This window comes from Alteromonas sp. PRIM-21 (genome assembly GCF_027563165.1).
Classification (GTDB): Bacteria; Pseudomonadota; Gammaproteobacteria; order Enterobacterales; family Alteromonadaceae; genus Alteromonas; species Alteromonas macleodii_A.
This window is the reverse complement of record NZ_JADOEK010000004.1, coordinates 115,569-131,737: the sequence shown is the minus strand read 5'-3', so window position 1 is coordinate 131,737 and position 16,169 is coordinate 115,569. Positions and strand designations below refer to the sequence as shown.

The window sequence follows — 16,169 nt, the reverse complement described above, 5'->3', positions numbered from 1 at the left end:
GCGTTTTTTACATCGCTTATTTGCTGTAGCGCTATTTCGCTCTCACTATTGAGCAGCGCTTTCAGCGCCTCTTTTTGCGCCCGTCCTGCTGAGCCCCTTCTATTGAGCCGTGTAGCCCCCATCCACAGCATACAAACTTCCCGTGATGAAAGACGCCTTATCACTACATAAAAAATAGGTCAGTTCCGCTACATCCTCTGGCTGACCTAATCGCCCAATGGGCTGGGCTGCAGCTTCTTCGGCTACCACATCGCTTTTAATTGCGCCTGAGCGAGCAACGTAATTGTCAATCGCGTTATGAAATAAAGGGGTTTCAATGGTGCCTGGGCATACCGCGTTAACGCGAATGTTGTATTGGGCATAATCAAGTGCCGTGGTTTTTGCGATAGACGCCAGCGCACCTTTACTTACCCCGTAGGCAAAGGAGTTTCGCTTTCCTACAAAAGACTGATCAGATCCCATCACCACAATGGCTCCACTTCCCTGCTTTTTCATCGTCGGCAAGCATGATTTAATTGCGCCATAGGCGCCTTTAACGTTCAGGCTAAGTACCTTATCAAGCAAGGCTTCGTCGGTATCCTCAATAGTTGCTGATACGTGGATACCAGCATTACACACTAAAGCGTCTATGCGTTGATAAGCCGTCATAACTTCATCGATCGCAGCCTTAATGTTACTTACCACGCTTACATCACAAGGCTTCCAAATAGCGTTAGGCACAGCTTGCTCAAAGTTTCTTATATCTAAGTTAACCACTTGATAGCCATTTTCGCTAAACAACTTGCATACCGCGAAACCGATACCCAAGCTTCCGCCTGTGACTATACAAACCGGGGCCTGCGCTTCATTACTACTATGCTCAATATTTTTCTTCGCGCTATCTGAATTCATGTCTTTATGTACCGTGTTGCTGGTGCGTATGTGTTATTTCAATGTAGGCTAAGCATGCCAGTGAGAATGTGAATTGCAAGCGAGCTTAGCATTTGTGTTCGTCATTCTATATCAACAGTGATGCGCAAGGCATCATCACTAGCATTTCCATGGGCTGCTCTCATTGCCACATCATCCAAATTTATTATTAACTTTCCTTTAACGGACTATTCGGACTACGCTTTTTGTGACTATAATAGGCAAAATTAAAACACTTGTTTGAAAAAGGAGTCATCCATGCCTCTGTACCACGCCCCTACAACTGATTTTCAGTTCTTATTAAAAGACTGGCTTGGACTTGATGCTCACTACGAAAAGCTCGGTATCAGCGACTTTGATAGCGAACTGGCCAATGAAATTATTGCGCAAGGCGCAAAGTTTGCTCTAGATGTGGTTGCCCCACTCAACCGTGAAGGTGATGAAGAAGGCTGTAAGCTTGAAGACGGTAAAATTACCACGCCTAAAGGCTTTGCAGATGCTTATCAAGAATACGTTGCGAACGGTTGGAATGCCATGTTAGGCACTGCCGAGTACGACGGGCAAGACTTGCCGTACACCATGGCTGTGCCGGTTCACGAAATGTTAAACGCGGCCAATTTAAGCTGGCGCTTAACTACCATGCTTACGGAAAGCGCCACACTTGCGGTTACCAAACACGCCAGTAAAGAATTAAAGGATATTTATCTTGCTAAGCTAATCAGCGGTGAGTGGACAGGTACCATGAACCTGACCGAACCTCACGCAGGAACAGATTTGAGCTTGCTTAGCACTAAAGCTGAGCCACAAGGCGACGGCAGCTATAAAGTAACGGGTAATAAAATCTTTATCACTGCCGGTGATCACGACTGGAGTTCGAACGTTATTCACCTTGTTCTTGCTCGACTACCTGACGCACCAAAAGGTGTTAAGGGCATAAGTCTGTTCTTAGTACCTAAGTTCCTTCCAGATGCTAGCAATGAGCCTGGCGAGGCAAATAGCCTTTCGATAGGAAGCATTGAACACAAAATGGGGATCAAGGCCAGCCCAACCTGTGTGATGAACTTCGACGGCGCAACAGGCTACCTTGTCGGTGAAGAAAACCAGGGTCTTGCATGCATGTTCACTATGATGAACGACGCCCGTTTCCAGGTAGGTCTTCAGGGTTTAGGTGCGGCAGAAGCATCGTACCAAGGCGCGCTAACCTACGCCCGTGAACGTGTGCAGTCTCGCGCGCCTCAGGGTATCCAAAACCCAGACGGCAAAGCAGACCCAATCGTATTTCAACCTGACGTAGCGCGTATGTTACTGACGCAGAAATCATTGATTGAAGGTTGTCGTGCACTTTCACTTTTCTACGCTAAATTTATGGACGTAGAAAAGCTTGGTGAGGGCCAAGAAAAAGAAGATGCCGACAAAATACTTCAGTTTTTAACGCCTATCTGTAAAGCTTTTATGACCGATATGGGCCTTGAAACCACCAGCTTGGGTGTTCAGGTTTTCGGTGGTCACGGTTTTATTCGTGAGTGGGGTATGGAGCAACTTATGCGCGATGTGCGCATTGCAATGCTGTACGAAGGAACAAACGGTATACAGGCGTTAGACCTTATTGGTCGAAAGCTTACCCGCGATGGCGGACAAATGATGGAAGCTACTTATAAAGCCTTTAGTGCATTAGTTAGCGACATTCAAGACAGTGAAGCGAAAGGCCTAGCACAAGGTATTCTTGACGACTGGCGCGCATCTTCAGCAGACTGCTTAGGGATGGATGCGACAACCGCAGCTGCCGCCGCTTGCGACTATCTCGCTTACAGTGCTTACTCACTTATTGGTGTACTGTGGTACAGCATGGCAGACAAAGCCCAAGTCTCGGGCAATGCGGTACTTGCCGCTTCTAAGATGAAGACTCGTGACTTCTATATGGAGCGCATTTTAGTTCGCCGTGACGCGCATAAAGCCGCTTACAAAGCTGGTCCTGAAAGCACGCTCGCTATTTCGGGCAATGAGTTTGATTACCTGTAAGCGACATACGCTTTGTTAGCCCAATAAAGTTGTGCTAACAACACAAAAAAGGTCACTACACGTGACCTTTTTTATTGCCTTTTTAAGGGAATGTATTAATCGTTTGCCGCAACTTGCGTGGAGAACGTATCGGCAAACCAGTCGTTAAGCATGGCTTTCTCGTACGACAACGACTCGGTGCGGTTGTGACGAATATTCGACTCCATAAAGTCCATGTCTTTAAGCTTCACATCTTCACCACTTAGTATGACCTGACCATCAGAATTAGATAGCGAGTAACTAAACGTCATTCTTGGAATATCAATACGTTTGATTATTCGCACATCGCTGCCAGCCCCGCTGCCAAAACCTACAAACTGGCTAGGCCAAACTTGACCAGCCAAATCAACGTTAGTCACTGTCATCGACAGAACCTGTGATTCGGGTAAGTCGCTCGCTAATTCCGTAATGTGCTCTTCCAAGTCTTTTAAGGTTCGCTCACGAAAGCGTTTACGGGATTCATTGGCTGGCCTGACGTCACTGTAAGACTCTGGCTCTTCCCATGTTATCTCTACCTCAGCGGCTTGGGTTGGCGCAAAAACAACAAGAGCCCCTACGGCTGCGGCGCAACTTAAACAAGAAAAAGTACGTAATTTATTCACTTTCATGCTCCTAAATTCAGTCGTTTAACCTTAAGTTAGCAAGCGTTGAAAAAGTTATTAATCAAAAAAACATTAGAAAATGTTTTAGGTTTAACTTTTTCTTACGTAAAACGCTAATGTCACTTTGAAACTTGCATAACCGGAGACTGCTTAACAATTAGGCACAGTTTTGCGCGTTTAGTTCCCGTAAAGTTAGGGTTTATATCGTCGTTTTCACAATAAATGTGATGGAAGCGTTTTACGCTCGCAGCATCGGCAGTAATTTGTTTGACGTAACTTTGCTGGTAAGGTTTCAAAGGGCTTAATTCAATATTTATTTTATCTTGCAAACTACGTAATTCTTTTCGCTCTGGAAGCGTAGCAATGGACACCAGCCAGTCAGAAACAGAGTTTTGGATATCTTCAAATAGATACTGGACAAAAGGAGAGCGCAGTACTATTACCAAAACAATAATTTCCGCAGCGATAATAAAGAACCGTAACATAACTTCTCAGCTAACTTTGATAGGGGTTTACAGCAAGTAGCGCCTACTTTGTGCGCCTTTCACCAACAATATGCTTCATAAATGCTTTACTAATTTGTTTTACAACGAGGTTCACTGTACATGATTTGGATACTTATTGGCCACATAATTGCTCTTCATGGTAGTGTGCTATCTAACTTGCTGTAAACACTGTAGTTTATACTAAGGTATAACTTGTATACTTTTTCAACCAACACTTTTTAGGTCTAACTATTTATCCAATTTTCTGCTCGTAAGCCATGTCGTTGTACGTAGAAATTTACAAAATGACATAATGCCAGAGAAAAATAACAACCGACCCATATTACTTTCTGAACTTTCAGTATTGACTGAAAGTTTAAAAAGGTAGACCATACGCCGCATTATTGATCTATATTAAATATGACGTGTTGAACGCAGTTATACTGCACAGGCAGTTTGTTACGTCACATAAGGTTAAGCTATGAATGAACAAATACCGGTCAAAAACGTTACACCGGTAAAAGTACATAAGCCCAAAGGAGCCACAGAGGGTAAACGACACGATTCCCGTAGCCGTATTTATGTGCGCGCTGTGCAGGGCCCTCTGGAAACATTTAGGCGTTTCTTTGGTCTTTTCTTTTTAGCTCTTTTTGCCATTATTCCGTGGATTCAGTACAACGGCCATCAGGCAGTACTACTTGATATTGGCGAACAGCGTTTTACTATTTTCTCACTTACTTTGTGGCCTCAAGATCTTACGTTGCTGGCTTATATATTCATTGTTTCCGCTTTCGCTTTGTTTTTTGTCACTACCTTCGCTGGCAGAGTGTGGTGTGGCTTTATGTGCCCACAAACGACATGGGTATATATATACACTTGGTTTGAAGAAAAGTTCGAAGGCCCACGAAACAAGCGTATAGCCCTTGATGCGCGCAAAATGGATACTGACAAATTTTTGCGTAAAACAGCTAAGCATACTGCTTGGGTTCTGGTAGCACTATTAACTGCGCTAACCTTTGTCGGCTACTTCACCCCTATTGATGCCCTGTTTGTTGACTTCGTCACATTTGACACCAGCTTCTGGGCGGGTTTCTCGGTTATCTTTTTTGCAGTTTGTACCTACGGGAATGCAGGCTATATGCGTGAAATTATGTGCACGCACATCTGTCCTTATGCACGATTCCAATCTGCCATGTTCGACAAAGATACTTTCACCGTATCTTACGATGCAAAACGTGGCGAACAACGCGGTCCACGCCCTCGCAAGCTCAGTCACGAACAGGTGCAGGAAAAAGGCTTAGGTGACTGCATTGACTGCAATTTATGCGTTCAAGTCTGCCCAACTGGAATTGATATTCGCAACGGCCTTCAATACGAATGCATCAACTGCGGTGCCTGTGTTGATGCCTGTAACGGCGTTATGGATAAAATGGGTTATCCCAAAGGCTTGATAAGCTTCACCTCAGAAGAAGAGCTTGCGGGCGGCAAGACTCACGTTTTTCGTCCTAAGCTAATTGGTTACTTTGTCGTTCTTTTGGTTATGATGGGTTTGTTGTTTGCCAATATTTGGATGCGCAGTCCAACAGAAGTCGACATCATCCGCGATAGAAATTCATTGTACCGCGAGACCAATGAAGGGCTTATTGAAAACGTATATACGATTAAAGTGCTCAACAAAACCCAGCAAGAGCAAACGTATACCATTGCTGTAAAAGGTCTTCCTGACTATGAATACATAGGAGAGCAAGAAGTGACAGTTAAAGGTGGTGCGGTATACAGTACACCGATTTCAGTTGCAACGGACGCTTATAATCTGGAAGATACGGTTACCGATATTTTTATCAGTGTAACCACCACAATTGATGGGGAAACGGTTACTGTTGATGAACCAACCAAATTCCTTTATCGATGACAGATTTTTCTTTTTCTGGGCTTAGTCCAGACACCATACTTGATGCCCTGGAAAGCCAGGGCATTTTTCTTCAAAGCGGCCTGCTTGCGCTCAACAGCTATGAAAACCGCGTTTATCAATTTTTGGCTGAAGACGGTCAGCGCTATGTGGCAAAATTCTATCGCCCAGGTCGATGGACAGACGCGCAAATTCTTGAAGAGCACGAGTTTGCCGCTGAACTTATGGATAACGAAATTCCATTGGCTGCACCTATCGTTTTAAACGGTAACACGCTGCATCACCACACAGTGGCTGAGACTGACTATCGATTTACGCTATTTCCGTCGGTTGGCGGTAGACAATTTGAAAACGACAACCTTGATCAGCTCGAATGGATGGGACGTTTCATTGGCCGTATTCACCGTGTCGCTTCAGCAAAGGCATTTACTCATCGCCCTTCTATTGAGATTGAAAGTTATCTCAAAGAGCCCAAACAGGTACTTGAACAAAGTACCCTGCTACCCGAACACCTAAAAACGGCTTTTTTTGCCATACTTAACCCTGTGATTGACGCGACCCTCAACGCCTATAAGCCGACATCGAATATTCGATTACACGGTGACTGCCACCCCGGCAACATCTTATGGCGCGACGGCCCGACCTTCGTTGACCTTGATGACTGCCGTATGGGGCCAGCTATTCAAGATTTATGGATGATGTTAAGTGGCGACCGCCAACAGCAGCTTTTGCAGCTAGATACCCTAGTAGAAGCCTATGAAGAATTCCATGAATTCGATACGGCTCAGCTAGTGCTTATTGAACCTCTTCGGGCAATGCGCATGGTGCATTACATGGCTTGGCTTTCTCGTCGTTGGGAAGACCCCGCGTTCCCTCGTGCGTTCCCTTGGTTTGCTGAAGACAAATATTGGGAAGGCCAAATACTTGCCCTTAAAGAGCAGCTATCTGCACTACAGGAGCCACCGCTGAAATTGGGTTACTGAGCCTTCTGCCTTACTGCTGAAAAACGCTTTTTCGATGACCCTTGTCCAATAACCGTATGCGGGTTACGAAAAAGCGTAAGGTATAAGAAACCGTATTCGCTATCACTTTTTAAGTTCTATATAATCGCTAGCGTGTAGGTGCTCTTGTCTAGCTCTAATATTAACTACGGCGACAAGAGTTAAACGGGAAATCAGTGAAAATCTGATGCTGCCCCCGCAACGGTAAACTCAACGCATTGTCGTTTTCTTTTCATTCGCCACTGTCTTTTATACGTTAACGCGCTACAGCGCAGTTAGACGCCACTAGATGGGAAGGCAAAAGACCCATTACTTTATCGGTATTGGTGAGTAAGCCCGGATACCGGCCTGTACTTCATGGTGTCGTATGCTTGCTCACATCCATAATTAAGCAAGAACGTGCACTTTCCCTAACCATGTGCTCGGGTGGAGCGCATCAAAGACAATATAAAAACCATGCGTACACATTTTACTAAAGCAGCCCTTAGCGCTGCAGTTATTTCGTGCTTAAGCACACCTGCCTTTGCTCAAACTCCTGATCAAGATATTGAAACCTTAACGGTAACAGGCACGCGTTTACCTATTTCATTGACCAAGCTTCCTGCTTCAGTATCGGTACTAACTGAAAGCGATATTAAAGCTTCGGGCGCGCTTCAAATTACTGATTTAGTTCGCGGCTTACCTGGCGTTAGCTTGTCTCAGTCAGGCAGCCCTGGTGGTTTAACCGAACTGCGCGTGCGCGGCGGTGAAACTAACCATCTACTCGTTTTAATTGATGGTGTTGTTGCCAATGATGTAGGCCAAGGGAGCCTTGTTGACCTTGCTCACCTAACTAGCGCTAACGTAGTGCGCATTGAGCTACTTCGCGGCCCGCAAAGTGCGAGGTGGGGTAGCGGCGCAATTGGTGGCGTACTAAGCATTACCACTAAATCTGGCCAGTTTGCCGACAATGTTTCTCACGTAGATTTTTCTGCTGGCGTTGGCACTCAAGGTACCCTTCAGGGCAGCATGAATGCGCGCTCACAAAGCGATAACGTGGGTGTGTCTGCCTACGCGAGCTATATTCGAACTGACGGCGATAATGTGTCTCGCGTTGGTAACGAAGATGATGGCTACGACAATATGACTGCCGGCATAAACCTTAATTATGCCGCCACCACCGAACACACCTTCATCGCGAATTTACGTACTGTTCAATATGAAAATGATTATGACGGTACTGACTTTGTAATAACCGGCCTTCCCGCTGATACAGATAACGTGACAGATGGCACACAAGTTAGTGCGAAATTAAGATGGGAATTTGCCCCTGAAAACACAGGCTACCGCTCGGCATTAAGTGCACACTATCGTAAAGATGAAAACGATAATACTGAATCGGGTACGGATACAGGCGGCACCACAGGTGAGCGCATTGAGTTAAATTGGACCGGTTTTTACACTATCGATAATTGGGATTTTGCAGGCGGTCTCGAATATCTGCAGCGTCTTTTTGATCAGCGCGGCCCTATTGTATTTGGCGATCCTAATCAAAAACAACACGACAACACCTACAGCGTATTTGCAGAAGCAAACAGTCAGCTAACCGAGTCGCTAACGGCAACATTAAGCGCAAGGTTCGACAACAATAGTGAGTTCGACAATGCCGTAAGTTATCGCGGCGGTTTGACATGGCAACTTAACGACCACTACGCTGTTTTCACAAGCTATGGTAGAGCCGTTAAAACACCAACCTTTACTGAACGCTTTGGTTATTTCCCAGCAAGCTTCATCGGAAACCCTAACCTAGAGCCTGAAACCAGTGAAGAGTGGGAAGTAGGTGTTAAAGCCAACTGGCAATCGCTTTCTGGTCAAATCAGTACCTATACCACCGACCTTGAAGACGAAATTAACGGCTTTGTATTTGTACCTGACTTGGGTGCGTTTAGTGCTGATAATATCGACGGAGAAAGTTCACGAGAAGGGATTGATGTAGAGCTAAATTGGGACAGTGGCTATGGTGACCTTACCGCCGCCTATAGCTATTTAGACGCTGAGCAAACTGACAGTGGTATCACAAGTACCGAGTTACGTCGCGCTCGCCATCAAGGCTCGATAACTTATACCACTGACTTTGGTACAGAAAAGTTCAGCTTTTACACCAAGCTGGCCTACACCGGAAGCCGTTACGATACGTTATTCCCACCATTCCCTGAGCCGTCTCAAACGTTAGCGCTTTCAGCTTATACCCTTGCTACCGTTAACGTAGGTTATCAAATTGATAGTCAATGGCAGGTATCGTTGAAAGTCGACAATGCATTCGATACCGACTATGAAGACATTGTAGGCTACGCTGGGCAAGAGCGCCGTGCGCTACTTTCTGTTAACTACACCATGTAGCTAACATAAGTAAGACTTACCTCTTTACATAAAGGGTGGTCTATATTCAATAAATTGAAGGGTTGCACTTATTTGTAACCCTTCTCTTATGTTTACTTGAACTTGGTTTATTTACAGCGGTACTTTTCAGTATTACTTCTGATAGGGTCCAAAGCATTTACCTACCCCCTGCTACGCTCTCACTTACATTCACACTTCGTAAAATTCATATTCTGTTCATGGTTGAGCATTTATCCTGTATCAGTCGTTCGCCTTGTAGACGACAGAGTTATCCAGCTATTTTTTGCTTTCTATGTAAGAACAGTGTTTTTTCGCGATAAAACGTAAACCTTGTCGTTGAACCCCGTTTTTTAGTGAGCTTATCGCGTACTAAGACTTTGAAGTAAAACAGGTCCTAGTTAAGCGAATAAGGCTGTGATAATCTCAACCTCGAAAGATTGTTTTTTAATACAGGATCATAATCCATGAAAAAGTTTGCAGTAATGTTTGTCATGGCAATGCTTTTGCCATTAACAGCTTGCGCTCAAGAGCCAGCGTCTAAATGGAAAGAAGGCACGCACTATAAAGTGCTTGATAAAGAAGCCACAGATAAACCAGTAATTACTGAGTACTTCTCATTTTGGTGCCCGCACTGCTTCCAATTTGAGCCAATCGTTGCACAAATTAAAGAAAAGAAAAGCGACGGTACTAAGTTCAATAAAGTACACGTAAACTTTATGCGCTTTACCGGCCCAGAAGTTCAAGACGATGCGACTAAAGCTATGCTTATCGCACGTGCAATGAAGCAAGAAGATGCAATGAACGGTGCTATCTTTAACTATATTCATAAGCAGCGCGCGTCTATCACAGGGCTGAAAGACCTTCGCAACATCTTCGTGGTTAACGGCGTAGACGGTGCAGAATTTGATAAAATGGCTAAGAGCTTCGGCGTTAATAGCATGGTGCGCAAAAACCAACAGCAAATTGATGAGTACCGTGAGCACCTAACAGGTGTGCCTAGCTTTATTATTAACGGTAAATATCAGCCAACGTTTACCGCTGATATGTCATACGATGACATCGCTGATCTTATCGTGTGGTTGTCAGAACAGAAGTAATTTAGTTTAACAACCAATTACATCTTTAATTATGAAATGGGCGCTCTTGCGCCCATTTTTACGCCTAGGAGCCCCCGAATGCATGCAGTCAGTGACTTTGCCGAATTCATTTGTGAACTTGATCAACTCAAAGCGGTTAAGCGTCAGATTACGCTTCCAAGTGATGACTATCGCCAAGAAAACTCAGCAGAGCACAGCTGGCACGTTGCATTAATGGCAAATATGTTGAGTGAATATGCAGCCAAGCCAATTGATATTACGCGAGTTATTCGCATGATCCTTATTCACGATATCGTAGAAATTGACGCTGGCGATATGTTTGCGTTTAACCAGCAAGCCGACCATGATGCACAAGCTGAAAAGGAACTTGCGGCCGCTAAGCGCATTTTTGGCTTATTGCCAAGCCCACTTGATAGCGAACTGCTCAATTTATGGCTTGAGTTTGAAGCCGCGGAAACCGCTGATGCAGAGTTTGCTAAAGCCATGGACCGAGTACTTCCTGTATTTCAAAATATGAAAGACAATGGAGGAAGCTGGAAGCGCCACGGTATTGCAAGAGAGAAAATTGAGGCGCGAAATGCACACTTGAAATCGTGTGCGCCAGCACTGTGGGACTATGTTATGCAGCAGCTAGATATAGCCGTTGAAAAAGGCTGGCTAAGTCAGTAACGACTTAGCCAATCAAAGTTTGGTGAAGCTGTAACGCTATGCTAGGTCAGAGAGTTACTTTGCATAGCAATTAAAAACGTGTACCAACCCACATCCAAAAACGGTTAGCATCTACTTTTATATCGCCCGCGTCGTAAGTACCGTACTTGATGCCGAAATTATACTTACCAGCAAACTTCTTGGTGTATTGAACATTAAATTCGCTACCTAAATCATCAACGCCATTGCTGCTGTCGTCAGCGCTGAAATCATGATAAGCCAAAAGCCACTTACCACCGGCTAGGCCACCAGAAAGTGAAAATTTAAGGTCTTGTAAGCCTTGTGCTGGCGTACCCAAAAACTGATCGGTCCAACCGTTGAACTTGTGTAGGGTAGCAAGAGGCGTAGCAAAACCATACAGCCCATCATCTGAACCTAGTACTTCATAATCGACTTTAGCGGTTACACCAGAGAAGGTTGCGGCTAGATAAGCATTTAGGTAAGACGCGTCGAAATCAGTGGCTGTTTCTCCTGCGCCAGCTTCGCTCGATTGCGTAGCAAACTCAGCGCCATAAGCCCAATTTACGCTGTCACCTTTCATCTTTCCATCATAGCTTACACCATACGTATCCAGAGCATTGTCTGTATCATTATCTACTTCTAATAAATACGCGTAGGCCACAAACTTACCGATTTTCGACTTATAAGTAGCGTGAAGGATATGATCTTTTGAATCTAAATCAGCAGCTTCGGCGAAAATGCGGTTACGCTTATATAAATAGCTGTAGAAAAGCTCTAGATTGTCAGTTGCCGCATACTTTGCGCTTACGGCATCAAAGGTCTGGCGGTCCTGTCTCCAACCAACGTGACCAACAAATCTGTGGTCGTCTAGCGTAATAACCTGGCGCCCAACTTTGGCTGTAAAGCCATCTGTTTTGTATTGAATAAAAGCTTGGTCAACTTCGGTCGTTTCTGGGTCAGCAATAACAGAGTATTCACCCACATTGAATCCAGTAGGCCCTACGGTAAACTCATCTTGCCCCATTACAATGCGGCTGTCTTCAACCTCGGCGGTAAATGAGAAACCATTAACACTTCCTGAGCTAAAGCCTAAGCGGGTGCGTAAAGTCAGCGCGCTTGCATCTTCTAGCGCGTTGTCTTGATCTACGGCCTCATAACGCAAATTAAGGTCAACCCATGCCTTTGAGTCACTTAGTGCAGTGTGAATATCATCAGCCATCGCGCTGCCACCGAGTACTGCCATAACAGAGGCAGCTAACATATTAATGCTTAGTTTTTGAAACGTGTTCATGCGTGTTCCCTATCGGTTTTTCGGTTTTGTTTTTTATTAGTCAACACTTACCCAGCCGGCATAAAAATGCCGGTTGAAAAGTGAAAGTTATACGTTGTGGGCGGTACAACTACCGCCCTTATCAGATGCCGATAGTGCTAGGCAGCATCTGATTTTTTAGTGTCTTTTTTTTCAGATGTCACCCCGCTGGGTTTTGATGTTCCGTTGTTAGTACGTGAAGTAACGGTTTCAACCTTTTTCTGCTTATCGTAAAGGAAGGTTAATACCTCATGTCGATAGTGGTTATATTGTTTGTTGTCGGCAAGTGCTAATCGGTCACGCGGGCGAGGCAACTCAATATCTAGAATTTCACCAATGGTGGCGGCGGGCCCATTGTTCATCATTACGATGCGATCAGATAACAACACGGCCTCATCCACGTCATGGGTAATCATGATGACGGTGTTACCCAAATCAGAATGAATTTCCATTAAAGAGTCTTGAAGGTGAGCGCGCGTTAATGCGTCAAGCGCACCGAACGGTTCGTCCATCAATAGTACTTTAGGTTCCATTGCTAATGCACGAGCGATACCTACACGCTGTTTCATCCCCCCTGAGATCTCACTTGGCAATTTGTCGAGTGCGTGAGTCATGTGTACAAGCTCTAAGTTGTGCATGATCCATTCGCGCATCTCGCCTTTACTCTTACCTCGCATGGTCGATTTAACGGCCAGCTCAACATTTTTATAAACAGTAAGCCAGGGTAATAGCGAATGGTTTTGAAATACTACGGCGCGCTCTGGTCCAGGCTGCTTCACTTCAGCGCCATCTAATATCACCCCTCCTGAAGTCGCTTGGTGTAAACCCGCAATAATGTTTAGTACTGTCGACTTTCCGCAACCAGAGTGGCCAATCAATGAAACAAATTCGCCTTTGCTGATTTTAAGATTTACATCTTGAAGCGCAGTAAATGGCCCTTTGGGTGTTGGGAAGTCGATACCTACCTGCTCTAACTCTAAGTGTCTAGTCTGCATAAATTTCTCCTCAAAATTAGCGTAATACGCTCGACTTATCCCAGCTTACCGCGCGCTGAATTGATAACATTAAACGGTCCAGTACGAAGCCGATTACACCGATAGTTAATACTGCCACCATGATTCGGGCTAAGGATTCTGAGCTACCGTTTTGAAACTCATCCCATACAAACTTTCCTAACCCTGGGTTTTGGGCAAGCATCTCTGCTGCTATGAGTACCATCCAACCGATACCAAGCGATAATCGAAGCCCAGTGAAAATCATTGGAATTGAAGATGGCAGTACTATTTTCGTAAGGTGAGCAAAAGGCGTAAGACGCAGCACTTTGCTCACGTTGATAAGATCTTTTTCAATGTTTGACACCCCTACTGCAGTGTTAATAAGGGTTGGCCATAGGCAGCAAAGCGAGACCGTGAAGGCAGAAGTAACAAACGACTTTGAAAACGCTGGGTCTTCGCTCACATAAAGCGCACTTACTACCATAGTAACTAGTGGTAACCATGCTAGTGGCGAAACGGGTTTGAATAATTGAATAAGCGGGTTTATAGCCGTGTAGGCTGATTTACTTAAACCACACAAAATTCCTAATGGGACTGCGACTACTGATGCAATAAAGAATCCAACCATAACCGTGTAAAGGCTGGTCCAAATTTGATCGAAGAAAGTAGGTGCACCGGTAAAGTCTCGTACCTTTGGCTCATAAGTAGGGTCTTGCGCCACACGAGCTGCATTTCGTTCTTCTTGGCGTTGATAAAACGCGTCTGCCTTTTCACGCTGGGCGACATGCTCGTCTATTAAAGCACCCGCTTGTTCAAAAACTTGTGCAGGGCCTGGAAATTGGCCTAACGATGTATCGATACTTTTTGCAACGCCATTCCAAATGGCCAGAAACATCAGCAAGCCGATTACAGGCAGCAACAACGCAGGTGTGGATTGATATAAACGACTCAATAAAGAGTTCGCGTTTGACGGCGATGATGGAAGGCGAAGAATGGTTGTCATCTTGCTCATTGCTTGCTCCTGATATTTAATGTGCGCTAAAGCGCTTTGAATGCCCCGCCTTCACCTTAGGGTGGACGGGGCGACTTTACGAGACACTTACAGAACAGTGTCGCCTTTAAGACCAATATCAAATTGCTCTAAGTAAGCGTTAGGCTTGCTTCCATCAAACGTTACGCCATCAATAAACTCGCTCTGAGGCGGCTTATAACCTGTTTCCGTTTCAAACTCAGGGAAATCAGATGCCTTTGCTTTACCCTCAGCAATAAGCGCTTTAGCAGCTTGGGCATAAACTTCTGGCTTGTAGACTTTTTTGGCCGTTTCTTTGTACCAATCGTCAGACTTAGCTTCTGAAATTTGTCCCCAGCGGCGCATTTGTGTGAGATACCAAATTGCATCACTGTAGTACGGGTAAGTAGCGTTGTAGCGGAAGAACACATTGAAGTCTGGCACGTCACGCTTGTCGCCTTTTTCGTATTCGAAGGTGCCCGTCATGCTGTTAGCCAGGACGTCTTCGTCTGCGCCAACGTAGTTGCTTTTAGCAAGAATCTTTACAGCTTCAGGACGGTTAGCATTGTCGTTTTCATCCAACCACATTGCTGCACGGATTAATGCTTTTACCACGCGTATGTGAGTATTTGGATACTTGTCAGCCCAACCTTGGCTTACGCCAAACACTTTTTCAGGGTTGTTTTTCCAGATCTCATAATCGGTAATTACAGGTACACCGATACCTTTAAACACCGCTTGCTGGTTCCATGGCTCACCTACGCAGTAGCCATAAATAGTACCCGCTTCCATTGTCGCTGGCATTTGTGGTGGTGGCGTTACAGACAATAGCGCTTGGGCATCGATTTGGCCTGCGGTATCACCTTTGTGAGGGGCGTAATAACCTGGATGAATGCCACCTGCTGCTAGCCAATAACGTAGCTCGTAGTTGTGGGTAGATACAGGAAATACCATGCCCATATTGAAAGGTTTTCCGGCGTTGCGGTATTCATCAACGACCGGTTTAAGATAATCAGCTTTGATTGGGTGTACAGGCTTGCCATCTTCCTGTGGAATATGCGCCTTCATTTTCTCCCAAATCTCATTTGATACAGTAATACCATTTCCGTTTAGGTCCATGCTAAACGCAGTAACTACATGAGATTCCGTACCAAAACCAATAGTCGCGCCTAGCGGTTGACCTGCAAGCATGTGAGCGCCATCTAGCTGACCATCAATAACCCGATCGAGCAGCACTTTCCAGTTAGCTTGCGCTTCTAATGTGACATAAAGCCCTTCATCTTCGAAAAAGCCTTTTTCATACGCAACAGCAAGCGGCGCCATGTCTGTCAGTTTAATAAAACCGAATTTCAGCTCTTCTTTCTCTGGCCATCCTACTGCGGGCGCTTGTGCTGAAACAGATGTTGAAAATGTTGCTACAGAGACGACAAGTGCAGCACAAACGCTTGCGCCCACCGTTCTAAAGCGTTTTAGTAATGATGTTGTCTTTAACCCAGTCATACGTGTTCCTCGTAGCCAAAAAAAAACCCACCAGCTATAGACATTTACATGTCTAGCACGGTGGGCTTCGTTGCCGTGTTAGTAACATCGGAGTAATTACTAACGCATCAAGTTGTAATTGGTAAGTCAGGAATTCCCGCTCACACACCTCATCTTAAAGGGAGGTTATATAAAAGCTTTAGCTTAATAAAACCATCTTTTTTATTGTTATTATCATTTGCCATAAATGTAGGAGAAGTTGGAGCTT

General features: G+C 45.0%; 13 protein-coding genes and 1 riboswitch. Of the genes, 6 read left to right on the top strand and 7 right to left on the bottom strand.

Annotated features, from left to right (window positions below):
* Positions 1 to 99: 99 nt before the first annotated feature.
* The gene (locus IW644_RS08380) at positions 100 to 891 is read right to left on the bottom strand and encodes an SDR family NAD(P)-dependent oxidoreductase (RefSeq protein WP_269917231.1); all 792 of its coding nucleotides are present in this window, start codon (positions 889 to 891) and stop codon (positions 100 to 102) included.
* A 276-nt stretch (positions 892 to 1,167) separates the two neighbouring features.
* Here IW644_RS08380 and IW644_RS08375 point away from each other — a divergent pair, with 276 nt between their 5' ends.
* Positions 1,168 to 2,928 carry an acyl-CoA dehydrogenase family protein gene (locus IW644_RS08375; protein ID WP_269917230.1) on the top strand — a complete coding sequence of 587 codons (1,761 nt, stop codon included), beginning with the start codon at positions 1,168 to 1,170 and terminating at the stop codon, positions 2,926 to 2,928.
* A 95-nt stretch (positions 2,929 to 3,023) separates the two neighbouring features.
* On the opposite strand, the gene IW644_RS08370 is transcribed toward IW644_RS08375, so the two are convergent.
* A complete protein-coding gene (locus IW644_RS08370) occupies positions 3,024 to 3,569 on the bottom strand; it encodes a DUF3016 domain-containing protein (protein ID WP_179982362.1) in 546 nt (181 codons plus the stop codon).
* Between the two features lie 119 nt (positions 3,570 to 3,688).
* The gene (locus IW644_RS08365) at positions 3,689 to 4,054 is read right to left on the bottom strand and encodes a hypothetical protein (RefSeq protein ID WP_269917229.1); all 366 of its coding nucleotides are present in this window, start codon (positions 4,052 to 4,054) and stop codon (positions 3,689 to 3,691) included.
* A gap of 481 nt (positions 4,055 to 4,535) precedes the next feature.
* Between IW644_RS08365 and ccoG the strand changes: the two genes are divergently transcribed.
* The 5 genes from ccoG to IW644_RS08340 all read left to right on the top strand — a co-directional run bounded on the left by ccoG (position 4,536) and on the right by IW644_RS08340 (position 11,109).
* Positions 4,536 to 5,966, top strand: a complete 1,431-nt coding sequence (gene ccoG / locus IW644_RS08360) for a cytochrome c oxidase accessory protein CcoG (protein ID WP_269917228.1) — start codon at positions 4,536 to 4,538, stop codon at positions 5,964 to 5,966.
* Positions 5,963 to 6,946 (top strand): serine/threonine protein kinase, encoded by a 984-nt coding sequence (locus tag IW644_RS08355; RefSeq protein WP_269917227.1) that lies wholly within the window; start codon positions 5,963 to 5,965, stop codon positions 6,944 to 6,946. The genes ccoG and IW644_RS08355 overlap by 4 nt, the downstream gene beginning before the upstream one ends.
* 119 nt (positions 6,947 to 7,065) lie before the next feature.
* A riboswitch (cobalamin riboswitch) is annotated at positions 7,066 to 7,330 on the top strand.
* A gap of 90 nt (positions 7,331 to 7,420) precedes the next feature.
* A complete protein-coding gene (locus IW644_RS08350) occupies positions 7,421 to 9,343 on the top strand; it encodes a TonB-dependent receptor plug domain-containing protein (RefSeq protein WP_269917226.1) in 1,923 nt (640 codons plus the stop codon).
* Between the two features lie 464 nt (positions 9,344 to 9,807).
* Positions 9,808 to 10,440, top strand: coding sequence for a thiol:disulfide interchange protein DsbA/DsbL (locus IW644_RS08345; protein ID WP_179982357.1), 633 nt, complete (start codon positions 9,808 to 9,810; stop codon positions 10,438 to 10,440).
* A gap of 78 nt (positions 10,441 to 10,518) precedes the next feature.
* Positions 10,519 to 11,109 (top strand): HD domain-containing protein, encoded by a 591-nt coding sequence (locus tag IW644_RS08340; protein ID WP_269917225.1) that lies wholly within the window; start codon positions 10,519 to 10,521, stop codon positions 11,107 to 11,109.
* Between the two features lie 70 nt (positions 11,110 to 11,179).
* On the opposite strand, the gene IW644_RS08335 is transcribed toward IW644_RS08340, so the two are convergent.
* The 4 genes from IW644_RS08335 to IW644_RS08320 form a co-directional block, all read right to left on the bottom strand.
* Complete coding sequence (locus tag IW644_RS08335; protein WP_269917224.1) at positions 11,180 to 12,400, bottom strand: alginate export family protein; 1,221 nt, start codon at positions 12,398 to 12,400, stop codon at positions 11,180 to 11,182.
* Between the two features lie 137 nt (positions 12,401 to 12,537).
* On the bottom strand, positions 12,538 to 13,413 hold the full coding sequence (locus IW644_RS08330) for an ABC transporter ATP-binding protein (RefSeq protein ID WP_269917223.1): 876 nt from the start codon (positions 13,411 to 13,413) through the stop codon (positions 12,538 to 12,540).
* 16 nt (positions 13,414 to 13,429) lie between these two features.
* Positions 13,430 to 14,425, bottom strand: coding sequence for an ABC transporter permease (locus IW644_RS08325; RefSeq protein ID WP_269917222.1), 996 nt, complete (start codon positions 14,423 to 14,425; stop codon positions 13,430 to 13,432).
* Between the two features lie 87 nt (positions 14,426 to 14,512).
* Positions 14,513 to 15,922, bottom strand: coding sequence for a CmpA/NrtA family ABC transporter substrate-binding protein (locus IW644_RS08320; RefSeq protein WP_269917221.1), 1,410 nt, complete (start codon positions 15,920 to 15,922; stop codon positions 14,513 to 14,515).
* Positions 15,923 to 16,169: the final 247 nt, after the last annotated feature.

Excerpts from the sequence above, each read along its gene's own strand:
- IW644_RS08325 (WP_269917222.1), bottom strand. The coding sequence starts at position 14,425 with ATGAGCAAGATGACAACCATTCTTCGCCTTCCATCATCGCCGTCAAAC.
- IW644_RS08335 (WP_269917224.1), bottom strand. The coding sequence starts at position 12,400 with ATGAACACGTTTCAAAAACTAAGCATTAATATGTTAGCTGCCTCTGTT.
- IW644_RS08375 (WP_269917230.1), top strand. The coding sequence starts at position 1,168 with ATGCCTCTGTACCACGCCCCTACAACTGATTTTCAGTTCTTATTAAAA.
- ccoG (WP_269917228.1), top strand. The coding sequence starts at position 4,536 with ATGAATGAACAAATACCGGTCAAAAACGTTACACCGGTAAAAGTACAT.
- IW644_RS08365 (WP_269917229.1), bottom strand. The coding sequence starts at position 4,054 with ATGTTACGGTTCTTTATTATCGCTGCGGAAATTATTGTTTTGGTAATA.
- IW644_RS08320 (WP_269917221.1), bottom strand. The coding sequence starts at position 15,922 with ATGACTGGGTTAAAGACAACATCATTACTAAAACGCTTTAGAACGGTG.
- IW644_RS08345 (WP_179982357.1), top strand. The coding sequence starts at position 9,808 with ATGAAAAAGTTTGCAGTAATGTTTGTCATGGCAATGCTTTTGCCATTA.
- IW644_RS08330 (WP_269917223.1), bottom strand. The coding sequence starts at position 13,413 with ATGCAGACTAGACACTTAGAGTTAGAGCAGGTAGGTATCGACTTCCCA.
- IW644_RS08355 (WP_269917227.1), top strand. The coding sequence starts at position 5,963 with ATGACAGATTTTTCTTTTTCTGGGCTTAGTCCAGACACCATACTTGAT.
- IW644_RS08380 (WP_269917231.1), bottom strand. The coding sequence starts at position 891 with ATGAATTCAGATAGCGCGAAGAAAAATATTGAGCATAGTAGTAATGAA.
- IW644_RS08350 (WP_269917226.1), top strand. The coding sequence starts at position 7,421 with ATGCGTACACATTTTACTAAAGCAGCCCTTAGCGCTGCAGTTATTTCG.
- IW644_RS08340 (WP_269917225.1), top strand. The coding sequence starts at position 10,519 with ATGCATGCAGTCAGTGACTTTGCCGAATTCATTTGTGAACTTGATCAA.